Below are 23,538 nucleotides of genomic sequence, written 5' to 3' on the forward strand. Positions count from 1 at the left end.
AACGCCTCGCCACTTACCATGCCATTTCTATGCCCAACGCACCAGTTCCTCGAGCCAGCCAATGCCGATCTAGACCAGCGGACCGGCCACCACGCGAAGCGCCAATGCCAGCAGCAATACCCCGGTCACCCGGTTGATCCAATGGGCACGGTGCTGAAGCCAGGGCAGCACGCTTGAATGCGACAGGGCAACGGCCACCAGCACGTACCACCCCCCGTCAATGACCATGGCCGTCACCACGATGAGCGCTTTAGCGACCAGGCTCATATCGGGCGTGACAAACTGGCTGAGCAGCGCAACGAAGAAAAGAATCAGCTTGGGATTGCCAAGCGCCACCAAGACGCCCTCTCTGGCGGCCCTAGCGCCGGACGTGACCATTGCCTGTTGCTGCATCGCCCCGGCGCTACCGGCACGCAGCGCTTTAATGCCCAGCCAGGCAAGATATGCAGCCCCTACCCAGGTAATCAACTGGAAGAGGGCCGGCCACTGCACAATCAGCGCGCCCAGACCCAGCACGGTAAGCAGTGCATAAAGCCCAACGCCACCGGCATGGCATAACGCCGCTGTCACACCCACCAGTCTTCCCCCACCCAAGGTATGGCGCAGCACCAGCGCCAGACTGGGTCCCGGTGACATGGCGCCCATGGCGCATACCGCCGCCAGCGACAACCATAGCGAGAATGGCATGTGATTCTCCTTGATCGTTGATTATTCCTTTTGCCGCCAGCCAATGGCGACCCGCACAGTGTACGTCAAAACCATCCAGACGACGTCTGCGCTTGAGCAAATAAGGCTGTTAGCATGATATTCTGTTGGGTAAACTTTGGCTTTTTTGATGACACCCCTGATCAGCAGGGAGAATCACTAATTACAGGACGTCAACATGGGTAGGGCTTTTCAGAACCGTAAAGAATCCATGGCCAAAACGGCCGATGCCAAGACGAAGGTCTACAGTAAGTACGGTCGCGAGATTTACGTTTGCGCCAAGTCGGGCGGCACCGATCCCCATAGCAACCTGGCGCTACGCGGGCTGATGGAGCGTGCCAAGAAGGACCAGGTACCTTCTCACGTGATTGACAAGGCGCTGGATAAAGCCAGCGGGGCGGGCGGCGAAGACTTTTCAGCGGCGCGCTACGAGGGCTTCGGCCCAGGAAATGCCATGGTGATTGTCGAGTGCTTGACCGACAACCCCAACCGCACCTTCGGCGACGTTCGCGGTTGCTTTACCAAGACCAAGAGCAAAATCGGCACCCCCGGCAGCGTCAGCCATATGTTCGACCACTGCGCGATTTTCGCGTTTGCCGGTAGCGACGAGGAAGCCGTGCTGGAAACACTGATGGAGGCAGATGTCGACGTCACCGACATCGAACATGAAGACGGCCGCATCACCGTGTTTGCACCGCATACCGACTACGCCAAGGCCAAGCAGGCGCTGCTGGACACCTTCGGCGACATCGAGTTTGAGGCCGATGAAATTCAGTTTCTGCCGCAAACCACCACGCCGGTCGAAGGCGACGATGTGGCCATGTTCGAAAAACTGCTCGGCATGCTGAACGATCTGGACGACGTACAAAACGTCTACCATAGCGCTGAGCTGCCCTCAGACGACGAGTAAACGCTTAACGCACCAGCGCCGCCCGTGAGGGCGGCGCTGGTGCAAGGCAAGACCAGGCACTAAGGCCTGATCGCAAGGTCTTGGGGGTTATCGCTCGACTAGAATGTCAGGCAGATTTTGCCGAAGTGTTCGCCGGATTCTTGATGACGGAAGGCATCGGCGATTTTGGTCAACGGGAATTCACGGTCGATAATCGGCCGCATGCCATTGGCTTCGATGGCACGAATCATTTCTATCTGGTCGCGGCGGCTGCCCACGATCAACCCTTTCAGGGTGGCCTGCTTGGCCATCAACTTGGCGGTGGGAATTTCCCCTTCACGGCCGGTCAATATGCCGATCAGTGCGATATGACCGCCGATCTTGACCGCATCGATCGACTGCGGCAACGTGCCTGAGCCACCTACTTCCACCACATGATCAACGCCTTCGCCTTCGGTCAGCGCCTTGACGGCTTTCCCCCACTCGGGCGTCTCTTTGTAGTTGATGGTGTGCTCCGCCCCCATCTCACGCAGGCGCGCGAGCTTTTCGTTGGAGGACGATGTGGCGATGACCCGTGCGCCCATCATCTTGGCAAATTGCAGCGCAAAGATGGAAACGCCACCGGTACCCAGCACCAGCACCGTATCGCCAGCTTTCAGGCCACCGTCGACGACTAATGCGCGCCAGGCGGTGAGGCCAGCGGTGGTCAGGGTAGCTGATTCGGCGTGACTGTATTCAGCCGGCTGATAGGTGAACGAGGTGGCAGGCGCGATAACCTGCTCGCGCGCATAGCCATCGATGCCATCGCCGGGAGTGGTACGGAAGTCGCCGACCCGCGCCGGGCCCTCCAACCAGCCGGGGAAGAACGTCGACACCACCGGGTCGCCCACGGAAAACTCGCTCACGCCTTCACCGACGGCGTCGACAACCCCGGCGCCATCCGACATGGGGATACGCCCCTCCTCGGTGGGGATCATCCCGGCTACCACGGCGTAGTCGTGAAAGTTCAGCGAACTGGCGTGCAAGCGCACACGAATTTCACCTTTCCCCGGCTCGCCGGGCTCGGCTTGATCCACTACCGTTAGCTTGTCGAGACCGCCGGGCTGATTGAGTTGAATCGCTTGCATGAACACCTCTTTGGACAGAATGGTCGGTACATTAACCATTGGGGCTAACAGCATCGACATCAAGGCCGATGAACCCACCCGATTGCCGACGCCAGAGACGCGCATAAATGCCATTCTTTTCCAATAACTGGGCATGAGTGCCACTTTCGACAATCCGCCCCTCATCGACCACGATAAGTCGGTCGAGCATCGCAATGGTGGACAGCCGATGAGCAATCGCAATCACCGTTTTACCTTCCATGAGGGTATCAAGCTGCTCCTGAATGGCGGCTTCCACCTCGGAGTCCAGCGCCGAGGTGGCCTCATCGAGCACCAGAATCGGGGCATTCTTGAGCAGCACCCGGGCAATCGCAATGCGCTGTCGCTGGCCGCCGGACAGCTTGACGCCCCGCTCGCCTACATGGGCGTCCAGCCCACGCCGCCCTTTCGGGTCGACCAGATCATTGATAAAGGTATCCGCATGGGCACGGCATACCGCCTCCCAGACGTCGTCATCATTGGCATGGGGGCTGCCGTAGCGGATGTTATCGCGCAGCGAACGGTGCAGTAACGACGTGTCCTGGGTCACCATGCCGATCTGGTGGCGCAGCGAGGTTTGCGTAACCCCGGCGATGTCTTGCCCATCAATAACAATGCGCCCGCCCTGAAGGTCGTAAAAACGCAGCAGCAGGTTGGCGAGGGTCGACTTACCCGCCCCGGAGCGGCCGATCAGGCCAATCTTCTCACCCGGGGCAATATTCAGACTCAAGCCGTCGAACACGGTTCTGTTCTCGCCCTTGGCTTGTTCATAGCCGAAGCGCAGCGCCTCGAAAGCAATCGCTCCATGAGGAACGCTTAGCGCCTGGGCATTGGGTGTATCACGAACGGTAGGCTCCTGGGCGATGGTGTTCATGCCGTCCTGCACCGTACCGATATTTTCAAATAGACCGGCGACCTCCCATAAAATCCAGTCCGACATGAAACGAATCCGCATGACCAGCGCGATGGCAATGGCGAGCACGCCCAATGAGATCGCGTCCAGGTACCAGGCACTGATCGCCATCCCCGCTGTGCCCACCAGCAGTGCCGTATTCAGCAGTGTCAGGCACACGCTCATGATGGTGACCAGGCGCATTTGACGGTGCACGGTGCCCATGAAACCTTCCATGGCATCCTTGGCGTAGTCCTGTTCACGCTGGGTGTCGGCAAACAGCTTGATGGTCTGAATATTGCTATAGCTATCCACCACGCGCCCGGTCATCTGGGCTCGGGCATCCGCCTGGGCCATGGAAACATCCCTCAGGCGCGGCACGAAAAACCACATGATTGCCAGATAGCCTGCCAGCCAGAGCCCCAGCGGCAGCAGCAGCCAAGGATCAGCACGGCCCAGTAAAATCGCCGCACCGGTGAAGTACACAATGGCATAGACCAGCAGGTCCATTACCTTGGTGACGGTTTCGCGAATCGCCAGCGCCGTCTGCATGACTTTCTGCGAAACCCGCCCGGCAAACTCGTCCTGATAAAACGCCAGGCTCTGGCTGAGCATGTGCCGATGCGATAGCCAGCGGCCAATCATCGGGTAGTTGCCGAAGATACTCTGGTGCGTCACCAATGACTGCGCCAAGACCAACAGCGGCAGGCCAATCAGCACAAGAATCCCTACTCCGGAAAGCCACAGACCATGCTCGGCCCAGAAGTTCTCCCGCTCCACGTTGCCGAGCCAATCCACCAGCTCGCCCATGTAGCTAAAAAACACCACCTCGGCGGCAGAGACCAGGCCGGTGAACAGCGACATCAGTAGCAACAGCGGCCAAACCGGGCGGGAAAAATGCCATATGAACGCCGCCAGTCCCTTGGGAGGCGTCGTCACGTTGCCTTCGGGATAGGGATCAACGCGCGTTTCAAAGTAACGAAACAATGGCGCGAGCATACGCGAGAGCATGGCGAGTCCTTATGTTACTTGTCAGTCGATGAATTAGTTCGGCAAACATTGCCAGAACGGCCAGCACCAAAAGAACCGCTTAAAAAATTACGCATAGCGTCAGGTACTGCCACATGAGTCCCTCTGGAGGAGGCCAGCAGATTGGCCATCATGGAGCCAAGCCTTCTGGCACGTTTTAAGCCGCTTAGCTCAAAAAAAGTTGCCACCGTCTCAATCATTAACCTGCTAAGCGTCCGCCAGCTTACCACTGATGGCATCGGCTTGGGATGTCGGGAAGCGTCCAGGGCCTGTCGATCTCTATAAACGTCCAATGGGTCTGCCCTCAGCCTTAAATTAATTTTTAAGGCTGCCTCTACACACTCCAGGCAGTCAGCGTATAATGCTTTCCGCCGTTAATGGCGAACTTTCTCAGGGCGGGGTGCAAGTCCCCACCGGTGGTGATGCCGTATCATATCTTGATGCGGACAAGCCCACGAGCGCTCCGCCAAAGGGGGTAACCTAACGGCTGAGGACAGCAGATTCGGTGAGACTCCGGAGCCGACGGTCATAGTCCGGATAAAAGAGAAGGTTTCCTAGTGATATTACCCGATGCGTTTCAACGCATACGGGTACTGTGCTATTGGATGCCTCATGCCCTGGTTCTGGTAAACAATCCCCATAGGATGACCATGAATCAGACCCAACACTCCTCATCAGTTCGCGTTGCCTTTATCGAAGCGTCTTGGCATCACGATATAGTCACTCAAGCCAGAGAGGCATTCATTGCTCAACTTGCCAGCGAGCATGGCTTTTCCGCTGACCAAGTAGAGATATTCCAAGTTGCAGGGGCTTACGAAATCCCGCTTCAGGCTAAACTACTCGCCAAAACTGGCCGTTATAGCGCCATTGTGGGGGCAGGCTTTGTCATTGATGGCGGCATCTATCGACACGAATTCGTTGCTCAAGCGGTCATCGAAGGCATGATGCAAGCGCAACTGGAAACCGAAATTCCGATCCTTTCCGTTGTCCTGACACCCCACCATTTCCATGAGCACAGCACACACCATGATTTTTTCCATGGCCATTTCCGAGCCAAAGGCAAGGAAGCGGCAGAAGCTTTAGCGATGACTCTGAGCAATCACCGCAGAATTCATGAGCTAAGCTAGCTTCAATGGGGCACGGTTGAGATGTCGAGCGGTCTCATGATCGCTCGATATTCAATGCCGACGATGCATATTGCGTTTACTTACTCGGATTGCGCCTGAACCTGACCCATCAGCCGCGCACCAAGGCACAGCTGGCGTCGATTCAAAACGGGGCGTACGTGCTTAAAGACCCTGTTCTCAAGGACAGTGAAGGCACGCCCGTAACGCCCGAGCTGATTCTGATTGCCACCGGTTCAGAAGTGTCGTTGGCGATGGACGCCGCCGCCGAGCTCGAGCAGCAGGGCAAGGCCGTCCGTGTGGTGTCCATGCCCTCGGCCTACCGTTTTAACGGCCAGGATGCCGAATACCGTGAAAGCGTACTGCCCAAGGCGGTCACCAAGCGTATCGCCATCGAAGCCGGGCATGCGGACTACTGGTACAAGTACGTGGGCCTGGATGGCCGGGTGATCGGCATGACCACCTACGGCGAATCGGCCCCGGCGGGCGACCTGTTCAAGCATTTCGGTTTTACCGTCGAAAACGTCGTCAAACAGGCCAATGAGCTACTCGGCTAGGCCTTGATCGCATTGCAAAAGCGCCTCGCGCTGGCACAAGGCCAGAGGAGCCTATTCATTGCGGGATCAGTAAGGCTGTGGAATCTCGCCATCATCATCGCCATCGTCGCGCATGCGCGCCTGTCGCTCGGCTTCTTCCTCTTTGGCGTCGTCGATGACTTCCATCAGTTCATCCACGTCGGCGATATGGGTATCAAAGTCGAAATGACCGGTTAGCTTGCTGTCGGGGTGCAGCTCGCCGGATTCGTACAGCGCCCACATTTCTTTACCATAATGGGTATCGAGAAGCGCGGGGGCGTACTGGCCGAAATAGTTGCGCATGTTATCCACATCGCGATATAGCATCGCCGCGGCGCTATTATTACCGGCGGCATCCACGGCCTGGGGAAGGTCGATAATCACCGGACCATGGGCATCTACCAGCACGTTGAACTCCGACAGATCGCCGTGAATCAAACCGGCGCACAGCATGCGTACCACGTCCTGAATCACCTTCGCGTAGTAGGCCTCTGCCTGCTCAGGCGTCAAGGTGACTTCATCGAGGCGTGGGGCCACGTTGCCGTCGGCGTCGGTGATCATTTCCATCAGCAGGACGCCATCCACAAAGCCATGGGGCTCGGGCACCCGCACACCTGCACCGGCAAGCCGGTAAAGCGCATCGACTTCTGCATTAAGCCAGGCCTGCTCCTGCTCTTTCTGTCCGTAACGGGTTTTCTTGGACATCGCTCTGGCGCGGCGGGTATTACGCTCTTTACGTCCTTCCTGGTACTGGGCCGCCTGCTTGAAGCTACGCTGCTTGGCTTCCTTGAAGACCTTGGCACAGCGCTCTTCTTCGCCGCAGCGCACCACATAAACCTGGGCTTCCTTACCGCTCATCAATTGCATCAGTACTTCGTCGATCATGCCGTCATCGACCAAGGGCTGTAATCGTTTAGGAATTTTCATGGGTCGCTGCGTTGGCTCCTTTTTAGTTCACGCTCAAATAGACACTTAATGGCGAATGCGACGGACGCGAAAGGCTCGCCCTTTCAACTTATCACGCTCAAGCTTTGCCTGGGCCTGCTGAACCCGGTCCCGTACAACCGCCACGTAGGCGCTGCGAGCAAGCACTTTTATCTTGCCTACCTGGTCACCGCGCAAGCCGCCTTCACTGGTCAGTGCACCCAAAATATCGCCGGGACGCAACTTGTCTTTCTTGCCGCCAGCCAGTTGCAGGGTGGCCATGGGTGGCTCGAACGGCATAGCATTGGTCACCTTGGGCAGCGGCTCGGTGGTCAGGGTTTCACCCAACACGTCGGCCAGCTTTTCCAGCCGGTAGGTTTCCTTGGGGGTTACCAGGGTACAGGCAATGCCGCTCGCCCCAGCCCGCCCGGTGCGACCCACGCGGTGGACGTGGACATCCAGCTCACGGGCGATCTGGTAGTTGAACACCGCATCCAATTGGGCAATATCCAATCCACGGGCTGCCACGTCGGTGGCTACCAAAATAGACGCGCTTTGATTGGCAAACAAGACAAGCAGTCGGTCGCGGTCTTTCTGCTCCAGATCACCGTGCAGCGCGACCGCACTAAAACCGGCATCTACCAGTTGGTCGGCCACCGCCTGAGTCTCGCGCTTGGTATTGCAGAACACCACGCTGGTGGTCGGCCGGTTAACCAACAGCAGCTGTTTGAGTGCGGCAAAGCGGGCGTCTTCACTTGCGACTTGATAGAAATGCTGGTCGATGGTGGCGGCGTCATGAACCTCGGCCACCTTGACCGTCATCGGGTCCTGCATCACGCCGCGTGTCATCGCCGCCAGTCCGCCGGATGTCTGCTCATCGGGGAAGGTGGCGCTAAACAGCAGCGTCTGGCGGTCGGCCGGGGTGTCGGCAATGATGGCGTCGATCGTTTCCTGAAAGCCCATATCCAGCATGCGGTCAGCTTCATCCAGCACCAGAGTCGTTAGCGAGCCAAGCGTCAGAGAGCCTTTACGCAAGTGCTCGTCAATGCGCCCCGGTGTGCCGACCACGATATGCGCACCGTGGTCCAACGACGAAAGCTGTGGCCCCAGCGGCGCGCCCCCGCAAAGTGTGAGGATTTTCACGTTTGGCATTGCCCGGGCCAGTCGGCGTAGTTCCTCCGCCACCTGATCAGCAAGCTCCCGGGTGGGGCACAGCACCAGCCCCTGAACGGCGAACGCCTCGACGCGCAGCTCGGCCAGCAATGCCAGTCCAAAGGCGGCGGTTTTACCCGAGCCGGTTTTGGCCTGGGCCATGACATCGCGGCCGGCCAGCATGGGCGGCAGGCTTTGTGCCTGAACCGGCGTCATGTGGTGATAGCCCAGCGAGTCGAGATTACTGGCGAGTGCGCTGGGCAGCGCCAGAGAAGCAAAAGAAGTGTCGGACACAGAAAAATTCCTGAAGGGGCGAAAATACCCCGCTAAGCATGAGCGGCCTTAATGCCTCGCACCATACCAGAAAGCGCCACTTAAGGGTCATGAATCTCAACGGTAGGCCACCGGTGTCCGGTGTCAACTCATCAGGTCATTTGCCATTTTCTAGCGACGTGATACGCCATACCGCTAGCCGTAACAAGCCTTCGTGTACCGCCGTAACTTTGTCGCTGCGTCCGAGGCACTCCAGTAGCCGCGAAAGTATGGCTTGAAATGGCTGAGCCTGAACGAGGGGCGGGCTTTGCGCAAACAAATCTGAGACTTTATTGAGCAATCTCTTTAGCTACTCTTTTAGAGTTGCATATTTTATAAATTGCTTTTTGGAAAACGGAAAAAGCTCTGCCAGCCAGCTGATGCCAATAATCATCAATCTATAATTTTTGATGACTTTTTTCTCCCATCGATTGCATCTCTTTTTTTAATCATTTTTTTATTTTTAAAAAACAACCACTTGCATTTCCTTTACTTGGCACGACCTTTGCTAGATATCTGATGGCTAGTGAAATCGCTATCGCATTAGTGGCACTGGCAATACAACCAAAAACACGCCAATAGGAAATACCAAATGCCCTTAAGCAGTCTTAAGCAAGTAAGCAGCTTTAAAAGTGCCGGCAAGTTGATTACCGGCCATGGTGCTGCGCAGCAGTTGCAAACATCCGTTCAATCGCTAGGTATCCAGCGCCCATTAATCGTTACCGACAGCGGTGTTGTAGCTTCAGGCATCCTGGAGCTCATCACTGAGCAGCTCGTATCGCTCAATGTAACCTATGAGGTATTTGATCAAGTAACGCCTGAGCCTGAAGTTGAGATAGTTGAAATCTGTACACACGCCTTTAATGCTGGCCATTACGATGGCGTTATCGCCTTAGGTGGCGGCAGTGCGATGGATATCGCTAAGTGTGTTGCGGTATATGCGCACTACGATGGCCCTCTTGAAGAGTTGTTTGGTGAGAATAAAGTTGACCAACGCGAGGTGCCTTTAATCGCTATGCCCACCACCGCAGGGACGGGCTCTGAAGTTACCAATATCGCTATTCTGTCTGATAAATCCCAGCAGATGAAGAAGGGTATTGTAAGCGACTGCCTACTCTCGGATGTCGCCATTGTAGCGCCAGAGTTAACACTCAGCTGCCCGCGCTCCGTAACGGCTGCCAGTGGAGTGGATGCACTGGTGCATGCGGTGGAAGCCTACCTTTCAAACTTTGCCACGCCAATTACCGATGCATTGGCGGTGAAGGCAATGAACATGATTATTTATGCGCTTCCCAAGGCATTTGCCAACCCAAACCATCTGCAAGCCCGTGAGGATATGGCGACCGGCAGCCTACTGGCAGGGTTGGCATTTGGTAATGCTGGCGTAGGGGCCGTCCATGCTCTAGCATACCCGTTAGGTGGACGCTACTACTTGGCCCATGGGGTGACCAATGCACTGTTGCTACCCTTCGTGATGGAGTGGAACAAACTGGCGTGCCTGAAGCGCTTTCGTGGCATTGCGGTAGCATTTGAGGAACCTGTTGCAGGGCTTTCCGATGATGCAGTGGCTGATGCCGTGATTAAGCGTATGCATAAACTATGCACCGATATGGCGATTCCTTCCGGTTTGCGTTCGTTTGATATTCCCGAGTCTGCCATCCCAGAGTTGGCCGCAGAGGCGATTAACGTCGAACGCTTGCTGCGCAATAACCCGCGCGTTTTAACCCAGTCGGATATTGAGGCGATTTATCGTGCCGCTTATTAATTTATAGCTGTTTGAGACACGGCTCATGATACGTCTCATCCTGTCGCATAAACTTAGACAGTGCAGCCAGTAACGCTTGCCGCCGACCTGAGTGGCGGCCTCATCGATATGAACGGTTGCCGCTTGCCGTTGATATACGCGTTTTGTTTAAAAATGCGGGGAGTTATAAGCTTGCTCCCTACTTGAGCAATCAACCATTAGTTTGCTGAACTACGCCAGCGGCGCTGTTTTTTGACCAGCGTCGACTGGTCTACACCCAATGCAGCGGCAGCGGCTCGAGTGGTTCCATGGTGAGTAAGGGCTTGTCGGATTAATTGCTGCTCAAACTGCATAACTTGCTGGCGTAGATCGCCACTGAAGGGCTCTACGCTAAACAAGCTACTTGGGAACAGCTCGCTCGGTAACGATGTGACGGTGATCTCATTCTCTGCAACCGTGACCGCCAAACGCTCGGTTAAATTGATCAGCTCACGAATATTGCCAGGCCACGAGTAGCTAGAAAGCAATTCCAGTGCCTCCAAATTCCAGCGCCGCTGCAGCCCGTGTAACTGGTTAAAGTAATCAAGGTAATAATTAAGTAATGGAATCACCTCATCTCGCCGCTGGCGCAACGGCGGCAGCCAGAGCGGCACGACGCTGATACGATAAAACAGATCCTCGCGAAATGTGCCCTTTTGGACCCTCTCATGTAAATCCTGGTGGGTCGCGGTAATCAAACGCACATTGGTTTGACGAAACGACGTCCCCCCCACTGGTAAATAACGATTTTCTTCCACCACCTTGAGGAGTTTTACCTGTAAAGCCAGCGGCAGATCACCGATTTCATCCAAAAAAAGCGTGCCGCCATGAGCCACATCTAGTAATCCTTGTTTGCCTTTAGGGGCGGCACCGGTAAAAGCGCCAGCTGTATAACCAAACAGCTCCGCCTCCAGCAGCCCTTCGGGAAACGCTGTACAGTTAAGCTCCATAAATGGCCCATCCGCACGGTCACTCTCTCGATGGATATAGCGTGCCAGCAACGTTTTACCAGTACCGGTCTCGCCTTGAATAAGTATCTTCGCCGACGATTTAGCCACTCGCCTAGCCATTTTAAAACAAGTCTCTGTTTGTTGACTGGTGATAACCCCAGGAGAACTCAGTGCCATTACCTCTGGTACTTTGTAAGCTTCACGCATGTGCTGGATCTGCTCTAACTGCTCTTGGGCACGTTTCGCCAGAAGCAGTTCGGTAATATCACGCACATTGGTAACCACATATGCTATCGAGCCATCGGCTGTGAACATGGGTGTACCGGTGACCACGATTTTGCGGCTATCGTGAATAGTCTGAACAAGCGTGATCGGACGGTGCGTGTGGATAACCTCCAACGAGGCCGATTTAGAGATAAAACCCGCTTTCACCAGGTCGGCCATATGAAAGCCCACCACCTCCGCCCGTGAAATACCGGTGATACGCTCATAGGCCTTATTGATCGTGACCGTAACGCCGTTGGCATCGGTTATATAGACCCCGTCGTGCAAAGCATCCAGCAGCGAACGCAACGGTTCCTGATCAAAACCACAAGCATCAACGCTTTGAGCTTCCTCTCGGGGGGTAATACCCGTAATGCGATAGCGCATACACTCGCCCACCAATTGGTCTAACGCCACATTTTGCTGTGCCTTTTCAATATCGGTTCGGGTTAAAACCCCAATCACCTGGCCCTGGGTATCAAATACCTCCACCGCATCCGCGCCGTGCAAATCAAATAACGGCAGCGCGGCTTCCATCGAAAGGCACTCTTCAATACGTTGCATAACAGCTCCCCTTGATAGACCACGCCCACCGCCTTCACGGAGGACTCTGACTCTCAACCGAATAGAGCTTTAGCCACTATAGAGGCTGAGTCCGTTATTTGCGCAAAGACACTATTGGCTCGGGATCAGCTTCCAATAACAATCCCTCGTCCAACCTACTCACGAAGGTGTTACCCACTTCGCATGAGAACCTATTCACGATTTACTTAGTAACTTCCAATAGCTATAGTCCTGCAACCTTGTATTGGCTGACCGTTTTCCTCAGTGATGCAAGGTACGAATCAGTCGCTCAGCGACCGCTTCCATGGTGTCTCGACGCGACATCGCCTCGCGCTGCAAACGCCGATGCGCTGCTTTTTCGTCCAGATTTTCTCGTACCATCAACAGAGCTTTAGCCAGCGCGATAGTGGCGCGCCGCGCCTCCTGCTGTTGCATTGCAATACGTTCTTCACGACGTTGTCGATAAGCGGCGCGTGCCATCATTAACTGAGTGAGCAGCCCAAAAGGGTGTAGCGGCCGCTCGATGACCGCTGCCGGACGAGTTTCGAGCACCAGCTGTAGCATGGAGGGATTTTCGTAGCCGACAATAGCGATAATGGGCGGCGCCTGTTCGCCAAGGCTATTCGTTAGTTTTTGAATGGCGTCGCGCTGGTCTGCCTCAATGGATAGCAGTAAGACGTCCGGCGCTCTTTCAAGCTCCGGCGGCACAGGCCAGCAAATCTCCACTTGGCAGCCAATACGACGCAAATGGCCAATTACTAATTTTGCTTCGCCATCACGAGGGTGAACGACCATTACGCGCAGCCCTTTGAGCTCCTGCAGTAGCGAGGGCGCAGTTGTCATGCAAGCACCTCCTGCTCAAAAACAGCCAAGCTGATGTTCGACCATCCATGGGTCGGGCCGAACCGCCTCGGTGCTTTGTTGGATAATCTCGAAGTGCGCTTGGGCGTTTAAGCGTGCAACGCGTGGCCAAAGCCAAGTGTGCTGGGTCTCGGTATCGATGGCAACCTTGCCTTGAGGCGCTTCGAAGGAAATGCTAAACAGCATCTGACGCAGCGCTTCTAGTGAGTCGTCCGGGCCATGGCGAACCGCATTGGCGTACAGATGCAGTTGAAAATAGGCGGCTTCGGCGCCAGCGGTAATTGCCGCCTGCTCGCCAAACCGTGCCCGATAGCGAGTGACGAATTGTCGGCTATTGGCAGTGTCGAGCGTATCGAACCATGGGGCGGCGCAGAGATGTCCTTCAGCCTGCTCTGGCGTCAGGTGGGCCACGTCAGCCTCATTAGTGGCCAAGCTAACGATTGGGGTGCGGGCAGGGTCGAAGCCAGCCTTCCGGTAGGCGCGGTAAAGCTGTGGCGTATCGCAACCGACCATGGTGGAGTAGATAGCGTCCGGGGCGCTCTCGCGCACCCGGTGCATCACTTGATCAAATGCGTCATCACTGGCCAGAAAAGGTAAATGGAACTCCGCGACCACTTCGCCACCGGCCTGTTCGAAAAGATCACGCATGATCCGATTAGACTCGTAGGGATAGACGTAGCGACCACCAACAAACAATACACGCTTGCCGTAATGAGCCAGTACGTGGCGAGCAAGCTGCAGGGAGTTTTGGTTGGGTGCTGCGCCAGTGTAGAAACACCACGGGGAAAACTCAAAGCCTTCGTAGAGAGTTGGATAAAAAAGCGGTTTACGCCGACTTTCCAATACCGGCAGGACTGCTTTTCGGGTACTCGACATGTGGGTGCCAAACAAGGCCCTGACTCGCTCGACATCGCACAGGCTTTCTGCAGCGCGGCGGTAATCATCTGGTTTAAAACCTATCTCTAAGGTCACCGGCTCCAGAGGCACGCCGTTTATGCCTCCCGCAGCATTGACCTCTTCGATTGCTAACTGAGTAGCGTTAGCTTGGCTTGTCTCAACATCGGCGGTCAGGCTGAGCTGGGAGAAAAGCAGCCCGATCCGGTATCCATCAGCAGCCATAATGAAGGCTCTGCCAGTCATGGCTTTGCTCAAAAGCGTACCCTGCACGATACAGCGTCGCCTCATCGTAATCGCGGCCAATAAGCATCATGCCCACGGGCAACCCATCGACCACTCCGCAGGGTAGGGAAAGAGCCGGATGGCCAGTCACATCAAAAGGTGCAGTGTTGGCGTTCATTTCCAATGCTCTGCCGACCCAAGTTTCGGGTTCGGCATCGTGCGACGGTAGCCGCGGCGCGACCAGTGGAACGGTGGGCATCAACAAGAGATCAAAGCGCTCAAGCATGTCATCGTAGGCACCCCGCAGGCTGCGAGCGAGATTACGTGCACGGGCATAGTAGCGTCCGCTACCGGTTTGGCGGGCGTAATCGCCGGCCAGCAGGCAGGTTTTGACATCGTGGGGGAAATACTGAGACTGCTCGCGCCAGCCCCGCTGAGCGCGCATCAGGCTGGGGACATAGAGGCCTTTCCAATTGGTTCCGTAGTTGTATCCTTCTAGCAGTGCCGTCGTACCTTCTACCGCAATCGGTGTCCAGATGGCATGACCATAACTATGCAGAGGAATCGAAACTGTCTCTACTACTGCCCCCAAATTGGCCATCAGGTCGGCTGCATGACGAACCGTAGCGTCCACTCCCGGGTGCGAATTGGTATGTTCGAACCCCTCAGCCACAACACCGATACGCAGCCCGACACAGCTTTGGCCCAGCGCCTCGACGTAACCCCCGAAACGGGGAGTGGCCTGCTGGCGCGGATCGAGACCGTCTGGGCCGGCTACCGCTTCGAGCAATATCGCATTGTCACTAAGTGTAGCGCTCATTATTCCTGCATGATCCAGCGTCATCTCGATCGGCATGATGCCGGTGTAAGGAACGAGCCCCCACGTGGCCTTCATGCCGTATATGCCGGAATAGGCCGCTGGAATACGGACGGAGCCTCCCTGGTCGGTACCAATGGCCATATCCACTTCTCCGGAAGCCAAAAGTGCTGCGCATCCGGAAGAGGAGCCTCCAGCAGAGTGCGTTGGCATGCGTGGGTTACGCACTGGACCGGTAGCGTTGGTGTGGCTGCCACCCGAGACACAGAAATATTCACAGTGCGCCTTGCCAAGAATTCGGCCGCCAGCGTCGAGAATGCGAGTCGCGACAGTAGCGTCTAGTTCTGGAACATAACCCTGCAAGCTGTCCGCACCGTTCATCATCGGCACACCCGCCAGGCATACGTTATCCTTTAGCACTACGCGACGATTCGCCAGCGGCCCGCTCGGTTTACCTTCGATGTGCGTTTTAACATACCAAGCGTTGTAAGGGTTTTCGTCGGCAGTAAGAAAAACGCCTGAGGTGCGTGGATAGACCACTTCGGGCAGTGGTTCGGTAAGTTCGTCGAGCCGATCGTACTCGTCCCAGACCGCTTGAAGCAGCGTGTCGTACTCACTCAAGGTCGTGTCGTCCAGCGTCATGCCAAGCCGGCGGCTGCTCTGTGTCAGAGCTTGCGACGTGGGGCGTGGAATGGGCATTTAAATCTCCTTAGTGAAAGCCGACCAGTCGCTCGGCGATGTCCTGTGACGTGCTCTGACGTGGGTCGATTTCCTCAATCAATGTGCCCTTGTCCAGCACTAAAATACGATCCGATAGTGCGGTCAAAAACTCGATATCTTGCTCAACCAGTACGACCGTCAACCCTTTTCGCTCGCGTAACAGTTTGAGAGTGTCGATAATCTCGTCGCAGATTGAGGGCTGGATCCCTTCAGTGGGCTCATCCAGTAGAATCAGACTTGGACGTCCACAGAGACAGCGGGCCAGTGACAACAGTTGTTGCTCGCCGCCGGAGAGGGCGCCGCCGGGCTGATCAAGCAGCCTTTTCAGGCGAGGGAACAACTCCAGCATTTCATCAACTGTTGTGCTAGCCTCGGCAAACTGCTTGACACACCCCATACGTAAATTTTCCGCTACGGTAAGCTGGGGGAATATTTGCCGCCCCTGGGGGACGTAACCGATACCGGCTCGGGCGCGCTGATGCGCACGGGGTCCCGGTTCCTTGCCGTCGAGAAGGATATGTCCGCTCTGAAGCGAAATCTCACCCGCCAGCGCCCGTAGAAGAGTCGTTTTGCCGGTACCATTACGGCCCAGAATCCCGACGCAGCTATTCTCTTCGACAGTAAAATTTAGATCGTTAAGCACTTTCAGCCGGCCGTAGCCGGCGCTTAAATGGCTAAGTTCAAGCATTGACGACCTCCCGTCCCAGATAAGCATCACGGACTTGGGCATCTTGGGTCACTTGTTCGAAGCTTCCTTCTGCAAGAATGCCACCTTGATGGAAAACCGTGATGGTATTGGCGATACGTCGAATAAAGTCCATGTCATGCTCAACCACGATGACACTTGCCTCAGCATTGATATCGCGAATCAACGCAGCAGTTATGTTGGTTTCGGCCTGAGTCATGCCTGCGGCGGGTTCGTCGAGCAATACAAGCCTTGGACGCGAGGCGAGTATCATGCCCAGTTCAACCCACTGGCGCTGGCCATGAGACAAATCCCCCACCAGACGATGAGCATGATTTTCTAAATCAATGCGGCCCAATACCTCAATAGCAAGCTGGCGTGCCGAGTGACGACCTTCGCGGCATGTCGCCGCCAAACGTAAATTTTCCAGCACGTCGAGCCCGTCGAATACGCTTGGCGTCTGCGGCTTAATGCCAATACCAAGCCGAGCAATGTGGTGAGTCGTAAGGCCTGCAATTGGCTGGCCACGGAAATATACATCGCCCCGGGTAGGGCGAAGCTGGCCGCTGATTAGTTTGAAAAAGGTGCTTTTACCGGCTCCGTTTGGACCTATCAGACACCTAAGTTCCCCCTCTTCGAGGTTAAAGTCGACACTACGTACCGCCTGCACGCCGCCGAAGCTGACGCCCAGCGCGTGGGTCTGTAAAAGCGCACTGCTCATGGTGTCCCCTCCTTTTGGAGTTCGGCTTTACTACGCTTAGTCATTCGCCTCGTGAGCGCTTGCAACGCGGGTAGAAACCCTTTGGGCAGCAGCATGACAAACGCCATCAACACCAGTCCCATTACCAAACCACTATCAATGAACCCTTGTGTTCCAAGATGATTGACCAGCCACTGCAAAGCTATACAGCCAAGAATCGGCCCCAACAACGTACCCCGACCACCGACGATTACCCAGATGATGATTTGCGCAGACTGTGCAAGCCCAAACACCCCAGGGCTAATAAAAGCCCCCCAATTGGCGTAGAGACAGCCAGCAAGACCCGCTATGGCACCCCCAATGCTGAAGACCAGTAGCTTATGCAAGCGCACGTCATAGCCTAGTAGTGCGGCACGCTGCTCGTTTTCGCGAATAGCTATAACGGTTTTACCGAAGCGGCTGCCTAAAGTTAGCCTTAGACCCGCGTAAACGGCCACCAAGCATAGTCCGGCAACGATAAAAAGAGCTTCGGGACTGAGTATCATGTCAGGCAAAAGCGGTACATTAAGGGTTGGAATGGCGGGAATACCGTTAAAACCACCCAGCGCGGCTTCTCCGATACGGTACTCGCTGCCGGAGCTTGCATTGAGCAAGTTAAAAAGAATCAGCGTAACGGCAAGTGTGATTACCCCGACATAGACATCGCTAATGCCTCCGTAAAACATGAAGTAACCGAGTAAAGCAGCAAATAATGCCGGTACGGCAACCGCTAAAAGCACCGCCCAACTGCTATCGGCGAGGTTGATTGCCCCCACTGCGTAGGCATAGGCACCCAAGCCGAAAAAGGCTGCTTGTCCGAAACAAAGGATTCCGCCAAATCCCCAGATGAAAGCCAAGCTTAGAGCTAGCAATGCCATGACGAGATAAACGGTCAAGGAGAGCAGCGAAAAGAGGTTGATCCACTGCGGTAGCAGAGCAATAACGACAGCTGCCACGGCGCAAGCTGCCAGAGCACCGTAGTCGGTTTTGGAGAGTGCGATCATGATGATCTCCTAAAAAAGCGCCCGGTAATACCTTGTGGCAGTAGACGAATTAATACGATGGCAGCCAATAAAAGCGCCACTTTTCCAAAGATAGGGGTAGCGATAAACGCCACTGTTTGACTAATACTGCCAAGCAGTACCGATGCGGATAGCGTGCCGGCGATGACGGCGGTGCCACCGCTAATAACGGTTATGAAAGCCTCGGCTATATAGCTTGCCCCAAGGGTAGGAATCACGCCGCTTAGCGGTGCCAGTACGGCTCCGCCGAGCCCCGCTAGCGCCGCGCCCAAACCAAAGGTCAGGCTGTAGATTCGCGACGGATTAGCCCCCAGCGACGCGGCCATGTTGGCATTTTGCATGGTAGCTCGAGCGCAAAGACCGAAGTGGGTAAGGCGCATTAGCAGCCACAATCCACCCAGCACCATCGTGGCAAACCCGATTAAAAAGAGATTGTAAGCGCTGATACGGTAATCCCCGATAGCCACGCTCCCCAGTGGTGAGGAGATGCCCACTGTTGTGTTACCGAATAGCATCGTCACTATGCCTACCAGGGCAAGACTCAGTCCCCAAGTGGCTAGCATGGTATCGATCATCCGCCCATAGAGATGGCGAACCACTAGCCGCTCAACGAGAATCCCAAACGCTCCCACCATTAGTGGTGCCAGCACCAGCATGGCGAACCATACAGAAACACCTAGTTGATTGGTGGCCAAAATGGTCACGTAGCCGCCCAGCATCATGAACTCGCCATGGGCCAAGTTGATAATCTTCATCATGCCGAAGACCACCGCCAGCCCCACACTGATCAGCGCTAACGTGGCGATGGCAGTCAGTACTTCAAGTACAAACAGGATGAACCAATCCATAAGCCAGCTCCTTAAATATCGATGGTGTATTGCTGGTTATCATTTGGATTTGTGATCAAATCGCATACCTCAGCAGTGTCAACAGGGGCCTGTTGAGGAAAGCTTTCGACCAGTTCTAGCCGGCCGTCGCGGACCTCCGCGATATGTACATCCAGAATGGCATGGTGGGTAGCTGGATCGATGGATATAGGGCCGCTCGGCATATCGAGCTCTATCCCCGACTCGAGTGCTTCAATGACGTCCAAACGTTCGGTGCTGTTGGCTCGGCGAACCCCCTCCGCCCATAAGTGCATGCCCTGCCAGGCTCCCATCGCAAGCTCGGTGATGTAGGGGTAGTCTTCGCCAAAGCGGGCGTGAAAGCGCTCGACGAACGCTTTATTGATTGGGTTGGGAAGCTCTTGAACGTAGTTCTGGCAAATACGAATACCGTTCGCCTCTTCTGGGCTCAAAACAATGTGCTCATTGCCGCCAGCGAAGGTAGTCGATGCAATAGGGATCTCGCCACTGAGGCCCGCGGCGTGCCACTGGCGATAAAACGACATGTGTGCTCCGCCCACTAATGCCGACCAGACAAAGTCAGGCTGGGCGGTTTGGATACGAGCGATAGCGGCGCCAAAGTTCGTGGTGTCCAGTGGGAAGAACTCAACTTCGAGCGTTTCGCCGTCTTGAGCGGTCACATACTTGCGCACCCAGTCCGAAACGATACGACCGTAATTGTAGTCGGCCGCGAGTATGTAGACGCGCTTTCCCCACTGCTGCATGGCGTGGGGTACCAGTTTTTCCACCGTCTGGCTTGGCGTTACTCCCGGACAAAAGACATTACGATCACAGACGCCCCCTTCGTACTGATTGTTGTAGAAATACAGAGTTTGATAACGGCTAAGCACTGGGCGCACTACTTCGCGCGAGGCTGACGTGATACCTGCATGCACAACCGAAGCGCGGTCGCGCAGTGCTGCCTGCTGTGCGTACTGTGCGTAAAGCTGCATGTTCGACTGGGTATCGTAGGTAGTTAAGTCGAGCGGCCGCCCCAGCAACCCGCCAGACGCATTGATCTCCTCAGTCGCTAAGGTGATCGCGTCCACCACTGGCTTGCCATATATATCAAGCCCTCCGGAAAGGTCGTAAAGCGCAGCAATATTGATCGCCTGAGTATCCGCCAGGGCCGAACGGAACGGTATTTGCGCGGACGAGAGAGCGGCTACTGAGAGCGCGCTATTGCGCAGGAAAGTGCGACGGTTAATGGTCATGGGAATGTCCTCGATTAATGAAAGCGTCCCCCCAAGCACAATGCACACACAGCCGAGCACGCCGAATTCGGCGCGCTCAAAAGCACGGGTTGAATGCCACGATAGGGGAAAATGCAGAGTGGATGGCGGAGCAAGAGGAAGCCGCATCCATGCCGACAACGCTGTCGACCGGTGAAAAACTGGAGGAGCCTCGGAGTCAACAGTTCGCGCCCTTGCGAAGCTGTCAGCCGCTTAATGCGTGTAGAGGCTGTTTAATTATCAAGCACTGCTCAGCTTTAGGCAATTATGCTAAAGGAGCATATTGCATCAACAGAGCGGCCCATTAATGTCATGGAACAATGATGCCAACATTATTTTGTTTTTTTATTAACAATAACTTATGTTTAAAAACTGAGCGTAATTATTATTAACCCCCTTCAGAGGTGCCTTAAATGTGACTCACACCTACCTTTTTGAATCATAATGATGCAAAAAGGTAGGTGTGAGTCAGATAAGGGGCTTTCTCTTTGCCTGCGTAGTCTATCCCGGCATGATTGATCCTGACCATTGGCAGCAGACACCCCAAGAATGTAATACGCAACAATCAGGTACATCATGGCAATGATCGATGACATCAATGAAGAAAAATTCTATACCCGTTACTCAGATACCTACCTGCAAGAAGCGATAGCAATCGCCGTTGGCGTTGGCGTTGCAGCAGCGCCTCGTGAACTGGGAATTGACGCAAGCCATTCTCGTTCAGCTCTCGTGGTAAGGCTTATCACCGACGTAAAGGACGCTCAGGCAACCAGATACTAGCCCTAGACCTGCGGCGAGCTAACGAGATGCCGGTCAACCGTAAGACAGTGGCTGTCAATTTACAGCGGCGTGACTGAGACCGACACCTCAATTTATTTAATGCTTGCAAAGAGATATCTCAAGCTCGTTAAGCGACTGCAATTGAAAAATATTTAGCACCAGCCAATGACGCTAAATCTCCAGGCGCCAGCTCGATTTCAAGCCCGCGCCTTCCAGCGCTGACATAAATCGTGGCGAACGCGTCGGCAGAGCAGTCGATAAAGGTAGCCAGACGCTTTTTCTGCCCCAGCGGGCTGACACCCCCCAGCACATAACCCGTTGTGCGTTCCACTTCATTGGGTTGCGCCATGGCGGCTTTTTTGGCCCCGGCGGCTTTGGCAACCTGCTTCAGGTTCAGTTGCCCTGTGACGGGCACAATCCCCACCGCCAGCTGCTTGCTGTCCAATTTCACGACCAGCGTTTTAAATACCTGCTCAGCCGCAATGCCGAGCTTCTCCGCTGCTTCCATACCGTAGGATTCGGCCGTCGGCTCGTGAGTGTATTCGTGAACTTGAAAGGCAATGCCTGCGCGTTTTGCGCTATTAATCGCGGGTGTCATGGAAACCTCATCGCCAACACAGTGTTCTTCGTTTAAGTCGTCGGATTGATACGCGGCAACGGGCGAGTTTGCGCTCCAAGCGCCGTCATAGACGATAGCATAATAGATGCCAGCCTCAGAGCGCTCGCTTCGCGTTGACATCGTTCGTTGAAAGAGATTTATTGGCAAAAAACACCAATGCCTTCCAAGCTATTAAAAAGCGCTAAATAAGGAGGTACCAGGACACGCCATCTTAACGACACAGGCAAGTGTCATTAGGACGTAAGACGCACCTGCCAGTGTCGACGTTGCCGTCAACCACGGAGTGAATGCCACGATGGTACGACTCGATAAGAAAGCAACCAGGCTTTACGTGTTGGACACCAATGTCCTGATTCATGACCCCGCCGCGCTCTACCACTTTGACGAGCACGATGTCGTTATCCCCATGACCGTCCTGGAGGAGTTGGACAAGCACAAAAACGGTATCCGCGAAATCGCCCGTACAGCACGCCAGATCAGCCGTACGCTTTCAGACCTCACCAGCCAGGTCACCTTCGACGAAATTCAAAGCGGCATCCCGATTCCACGTATCACCGGGGAGTCCGGCAAGCTGCATTTTCTTTGCTACCGCGACCTCAAACCCTTTGACTCCCTGGACGACAGCCCCGATAACCGTATCCTCGCCGAAACCTGTCGGCTGCGCGAAGAACGCCCCGATGCCTCGGTGATCCTGATCACCAAAGATATCAACCTGCGCGTCAAGGCAGCAGCGTTGAAAGTGCCCGTCGAGGATTACCTGAATGATCGTGCGTTCGACGACAGCGACGCGATGATCGAAGGCGCCCAGGTATACACCTCTGCAGGCCCGCACGGCGCCTCGCTTTGGGAAGCGCTTAACGTGGAGGTGACCGTCGAACGCATCGACCATCACACCTTCTACCAACTAAGTGGCGACATGCCGCGTCACTGGCACGTGGGTATGCTGGTGTCGGATAGCGAAAACGGTGCTGAGTTCGAGGCGATCATCCGCGAGCTGGGGCCTACCTCGGCACGGCTGCAACTGCTCACCAACTACCGTCACCATGCGGGCGTTTGGGGAGTTCACGCCCACGACAGTCGGCAAAACTTCACCCTCAACCTGCTGATGGATCCGGAGATCGACCTGGTCACCATCGCCGGTAACGCGGGTACCGGCAAAACCTACATGACACTAGCCGCCGCCTTCCAGCAGACCCTGGATCAAAAGCAGTTCGAACGCATTGTGTTTACCCGCGCGCCGATTCCCATGGGCGAGGATATCGGCTTTCTACCCGGCACCGAGGAGGAGAAAATGTCGCCGTGGATGGGCGCCTTCCACGACAACATGGATAACCTGTTACGTAACGATGAAGGCGAGTCCACCTGGGACAACGGCGCCACACGGCAGCTGATCGGCTCTCGGGTACAAATACGCGCGCCCAGCTTCATGCGCGGGCGTACCCTCAACGACACCTTTCTGATCATCGACGAGGCGCAGAACTTCACGCCCAAGCAGCTAAAATCGCTGGTCACCCGGGCCGGGCGCAATACCAAAATAGTCTGCTTGGGCAATGTAGGACAGATCGACACCCCTTACCTGACCGCCAATACCTGCGGCATGGCCGCCGTGGTAGAGCGATTCCGCGACTGGCCCCATGCCGGGCATATCACGCTGAAAAGCGTCGAGCGTTCCCGCCTGGCCCTGGCCGCCGAAGAACTCCTGTAACGCTTTAAAACCAAGCCCGCCTCCTGCCCTAAGGCAGGAGGCGGAGC

Annotated in this window: 20 protein-coding genes, 2 pseudogenes and 1 riboswitch; of the genes and pseudogenes, 6 read left to right on the top strand and 16 right to left on the bottom strand. The window is 55.4% G+C overall.

Annotated features, from left to right (window positions below; all coding sequences use genetic code 11):
• Window positions 1–69: 69 nt before the first annotated feature.
• Window positions 70–687 carry a LysE family translocator gene (locus QC816_RS10545; protein WP_085917871.1) on the bottom strand — a complete coding sequence of 206 codons (618 nt, stop codon included), beginning with the start codon at window positions 685–687 and terminating at the stop codon, window positions 70–72.
• 196 nt (window positions 688–883) lie between these two features.
• Between QC816_RS10545 and QC816_RS10550 the strand changes: the two genes are divergently transcribed.
• Entirely contained in the window at window positions 884–1,615 is a 732-nt protein-coding gene (locus QC816_RS10550) for a YebC/PmpR family DNA-binding transcriptional regulator (RefSeq protein WP_085917872.1), read from the top strand.
• Window positions 1,616–1,713: 98 nt separating this feature from the next.
• On the opposite strand, the gene QC816_RS10555 is transcribed toward QC816_RS10550, so the two are convergent.
• Window positions 1,714–2,721, bottom strand: coding sequence for a zinc-dependent alcohol dehydrogenase family protein (locus QC816_RS10555; RefSeq protein WP_085917873.1), 1,008 nt, complete (start codon window positions 2,719–2,721; stop codon window positions 1,714–1,716).
• A 31-nt stretch (window positions 2,722–2,752) separates the two neighbouring features.
• Complete coding sequence (locus QC816_RS10560; RefSeq protein WP_309782060.1) at window positions 2,753–4,642, bottom strand: ABC transporter ATP-binding protein; 1,890 nt, start codon at window positions 4,640–4,642, stop codon at window positions 2,753–2,755.
• Window positions 4,643–5,042: 400 nt separating this feature from the next.
• Window positions 5,043–5,213, top strand: a riboswitch (FMN riboswitch).
• A 97-nt stretch (window positions 5,214–5,310) separates the two neighbouring features.
• On the opposite strand from QC816_RS10560, the gene QC816_RS10565 reads away from it, so the two are divergent.
• Together QC816_RS10565 and QC816_RS10570 are read left to right on the top strand one after the other, a co-directional pair.
• The gene (locus QC816_RS10565; RefSeq protein WP_268901038.1) at window positions 5,311–5,787 is read left to right on the top strand and encodes a 6,7-dimethyl-8-ribityllumazine synthase; all 477 of its coding nucleotides are present in this window, start codon (window positions 5,311–5,313) and stop codon (window positions 5,785–5,787) included.
• A 92-nt stretch (window positions 5,788–5,879) separates the two neighbouring features.
• Window positions 5,880–6,341 (top strand): annotated as a pseudogene (locus tag QC816_RS10570) (transketolase-like TK C-terminal-containing protein); the annotation flags it as partial.
• A 66-nt stretch (window positions 6,342–6,407) separates the two neighbouring features.
• On the opposite strand, the gene QC816_RS10575 reads toward QC816_RS10570, so the two are convergent.
• The 3 genes and pseudogenes from QC816_RS10575 to QC816_RS10585 form a co-directional block, all read right to left on the bottom strand.
• Window positions 6,408–7,286 (bottom strand): PA4780 family RIO1-like protein kinase, encoded by an 879-nt coding sequence (locus tag QC816_RS10575; RefSeq protein ID WP_264824416.1) that lies wholly within the window; start codon window positions 7,284–7,286, stop codon window positions 6,408–6,410.
• Between the two features lie 45 nt (window positions 7,287–7,331).
• The gene (gene dbpA, locus QC816_RS10580) at window positions 7,332–8,729 is read right to left on the bottom strand and encodes an ATP-dependent RNA helicase DbpA (RefSeq protein WP_309782061.1); all 1,398 of its coding nucleotides are present in this window, start codon (window positions 8,727–8,729) and stop codon (window positions 7,332–7,334) included.
• A 139-nt stretch (window positions 8,730–8,868) separates the two neighbouring features.
• Window positions 8,869–9,009: pseudogene (locus QC816_RS10585) on the bottom strand (IS1380 family transposase); the annotation flags it as partial.
• Between the two features lie 381 nt (window positions 9,010–9,390).
• Between QC816_RS10585 and QC816_RS10590 the strand changes: the two are divergent.
• On the top strand, window positions 9,391–10,512 hold the full coding sequence (locus QC816_RS10590; RefSeq protein WP_309782062.1) for an iron-containing alcohol dehydrogenase: 1,122 nt from the start codon (window positions 9,391–9,393) through the stop codon (window positions 10,510–10,512).
• Window positions 10,513–10,709: 197 nt separating this feature from the next.
• On the opposite strand, the gene QC816_RS10595 is transcribed toward QC816_RS10590, so the two are convergent.
• The 9 genes from QC816_RS10595 to QC816_RS10635 form a co-directional block, all read right to left on the bottom strand.
• Window positions 10,710–12,308, bottom strand: a complete 1,599-nt coding sequence (locus tag QC816_RS10595) for a sigma 54-interacting transcriptional regulator (RefSeq protein WP_309782063.1) — start codon at window positions 12,306–12,308, stop codon at window positions 10,710–10,712.
• A 261-nt stretch (window positions 12,309–12,569) separates the two neighbouring features.
• Window positions 12,570–13,151 carry an ANTAR domain-containing response regulator gene (locus QC816_RS10600; RefSeq protein ID WP_309782064.1) on the bottom strand — a complete coding sequence of 194 codons (582 nt, stop codon included), beginning with the start codon at window positions 13,149–13,151 and terminating at the stop codon, window positions 12,570–12,572.
• A gap of 15 nt (window positions 13,152–13,166) precedes the next feature.
• Window positions 13,167–14,288 (bottom strand): transporter substrate-binding domain-containing protein, encoded by a 1,122-nt coding sequence (locus tag QC816_RS10605; RefSeq protein ID WP_309782065.1) that lies wholly within the window; start codon window positions 14,286–14,288, stop codon window positions 13,167–13,169.
• Entirely contained in the window at window positions 14,278–15,804 is a 1,527-nt protein-coding gene (locus QC816_RS10610; RefSeq protein WP_309782066.1) for an amidase, read from the bottom strand. The genes QC816_RS10605 and QC816_RS10610 overlap by 11 nt, the downstream gene beginning before the upstream one ends.
• Window positions 15,805–15,814: 10 nt before the next feature.
• A complete protein-coding gene (locus QC816_RS10615) occupies window positions 15,815–16,513 on the bottom strand; it encodes an ABC transporter ATP-binding protein (protein WP_309782068.1) in 699 nt (232 codons plus the stop codon).
• On the bottom strand, window positions 16,506–17,231 hold the full coding sequence (locus QC816_RS10620; RefSeq protein WP_309782070.1) for an ATP-binding cassette domain-containing protein: 726 nt from the start codon (window positions 17,229–17,231) through the stop codon (window positions 16,506–16,508). The genes QC816_RS10615 and QC816_RS10620 overlap by 8 nt, the downstream gene beginning before the upstream one ends.
• Complete coding sequence (locus QC816_RS10625; protein ID WP_309782073.1) at window positions 17,228–18,253, bottom strand: ABC transporter permease subunit; 1,026 nt, start codon at window positions 18,251–18,253, stop codon at window positions 17,228–17,230. Before QC816_RS10625 ends, QC816_RS10620 begins: the two co-directional genes overlap by 4 nt.
• The gene (locus QC816_RS10630; RefSeq protein ID WP_309782074.1) at window positions 18,250–19,119 is read right to left on the bottom strand and encodes an ABC transporter permease subunit; all 870 of its coding nucleotides are present in this window, start codon (window positions 19,117–19,119) and stop codon (window positions 18,250–18,252) included. The genes QC816_RS10625 and QC816_RS10630 overlap by 4 nt, the downstream gene beginning before the upstream one ends.
• A gap of 11 nt (window positions 19,120–19,130) precedes the next feature.
• Window positions 19,131–20,369: an urea ABC transporter substrate-binding protein gene (locus tag QC816_RS10635; RefSeq protein WP_309782075.1), complete on the bottom strand. Its 1,239-nt coding sequence runs from the start codon at window positions 20,367–20,369 to the stop codon at window positions 19,131–19,133.
• 594 nt (window positions 20,370–20,963) lie between these two features.
• Here QC816_RS10635 and QC816_RS10640 point away from each other — a divergent pair.
• A complete protein-coding gene (locus tag QC816_RS10640) occupies window positions 20,964–21,167 on the top strand; it encodes a hypothetical protein (RefSeq protein ID WP_309782076.1) in 204 nt (67 codons plus the stop codon).
• 127 nt (window positions 21,168–21,294) lie between these two features.
• Here the strand turns inward: QC816_RS10640 and ybaK are convergent, their stop codons facing one another.
• Window positions 21,295–21,765, bottom strand: coding sequence for a Cys-tRNA(Pro) deacylase (gene ybaK, locus QC816_RS10645; protein ID WP_309782403.1), 471 nt, complete (start codon window positions 21,763–21,765; stop codon window positions 21,295–21,297).
• 316 nt (window positions 21,766–22,081) lie between these two features.
• Between ybaK and QC816_RS10650 the strand changes: the two genes are divergently transcribed.
• Window positions 22,082–23,491 (top strand): PhoH family protein, encoded by a 1,410-nt coding sequence (locus QC816_RS10650; RefSeq protein ID WP_085920219.1) that lies wholly within the window; start codon window positions 22,082–22,084, stop codon window positions 23,489–23,491.
• Window positions 23,492–23,538 lie beyond the last annotated feature (47 nt).

It is taken from the genome of Vreelandella janggokensis, assembly GCF_031451615.1.
GTDB classification, from domain to species: domain Bacteria; phylum Pseudomonadota; class Gammaproteobacteria; order Pseudomonadales; family Halomonadaceae; genus Vreelandella; species Vreelandella janggokensis.

Excerpts from the sequence above, each read along its gene's own strand:
- QC816_RS10545 (WP_085917871.1), bottom strand. The coding sequence starts at position 687 with ATGCCATTCTCGCTATGGTTGTCGCTGGCGGCGGTATGCGCCATGGGC.
- QC816_RS10550 (WP_085917872.1), top strand. The coding sequence starts at position 884 with ATGGGTAGGGCTTTTCAGAACCGTAAAGAATCCATGGCCAAAACGGCC.
- QC816_RS10555 (WP_085917873.1), bottom strand. The coding sequence starts at position 2,721 with ATGCAAGCGATTCAACTCAATCAGCCCGGCGGTCTCGACAAGCTAACG.
- QC816_RS10560 (WP_309782060.1), bottom strand. The coding sequence starts at position 4,642 with ATGCTCTCGCGTATGCTCGCGCCATTGTTTCGTTACTTTGAAACGCGC.
- QC816_RS10565 (WP_268901038.1), top strand. The coding sequence starts at position 5,311 with ATGAATCAGACCCAACACTCCTCATCAGTTCGCGTTGCCTTTATCGAA.
- QC816_RS10575 (WP_264824416.1), bottom strand. The coding sequence starts at position 7,286 with ATGAAAATTCCTAAACGATTACAGCCCTTGGTCGATGACGGCATGATC.
- QC816_RS10595 (WP_309782063.1), bottom strand. The coding sequence starts at position 12,308 with ATGCAACGTATTGAAGAGTGCCTTTCGATGGAAGCCGCGCTGCCGTTA.
- QC816_RS10600 (WP_309782064.1), bottom strand. The coding sequence starts at position 13,151 with ATGACAACTGCGCCCTCGCTACTGCAGGAGCTCAAAGGGCTGCGCGTA.
- QC816_RS10605 (WP_309782065.1), bottom strand. The coding sequence starts at position 14,288 with ATGGCTGCTGATGGATACCGGATCGGGCTGCTTTTCTCCCAGCTCAGC.
- QC816_RS10610 (WP_309782066.1), bottom strand. The coding sequence starts at position 15,804 with ATGCCCATTCCACGCCCCACGTCGCAAGCTCTGACACAGAGCAGCCGC.
- QC816_RS10615 (WP_309782068.1), bottom strand. The coding sequence starts at position 16,513 with ATGCTTGAACTTAGCCATTTAAGCGCCGGCTACGGCCGGCTGAAAGTG.
- QC816_RS10620 (WP_309782070.1), bottom strand. The coding sequence starts at position 17,231 with ATGAGCAGTGCGCTTTTACAGACCCACGCGCTGGGCGTCAGCTTCGGC.
- QC816_RS10625 (WP_309782073.1), bottom strand. The coding sequence starts at position 18,253 with ATGATCGCACTCTCCAAAACCGACTACGGTGCTCTGGCAGCTTGCGCC.
- QC816_RS10630 (WP_309782074.1), bottom strand. The coding sequence starts at position 19,119 with ATGGATTGGTTCATCCTGTTTGTACTTGAAGTACTGACTGCCATCGCC.
- QC816_RS10635 (WP_309782075.1), bottom strand. The coding sequence starts at position 20,369 with ATGACCATTAACCGTCGCACTTTCCTGCGCAATAGCGCGCTCTCAGTA.
- QC816_RS10640 (WP_309782076.1), top strand. The coding sequence starts at position 20,964 with ATGGCAATGATCGATGACATCAATGAAGAAAAATTCTATACCCGTTAC.
- ybaK (WP_309782403.1), bottom strand. The coding sequence starts at position 21,765 with ATGACACCCGCGATTAATAGCGCAAAACGCGCAGGCATTGCCTTTCAA.
- QC816_RS10650 (WP_085920219.1), top strand. The coding sequence starts at position 22,082 with ATGGTACGACTCGATAAGAAAGCAACCAGGCTTTACGTGTTGGACACC.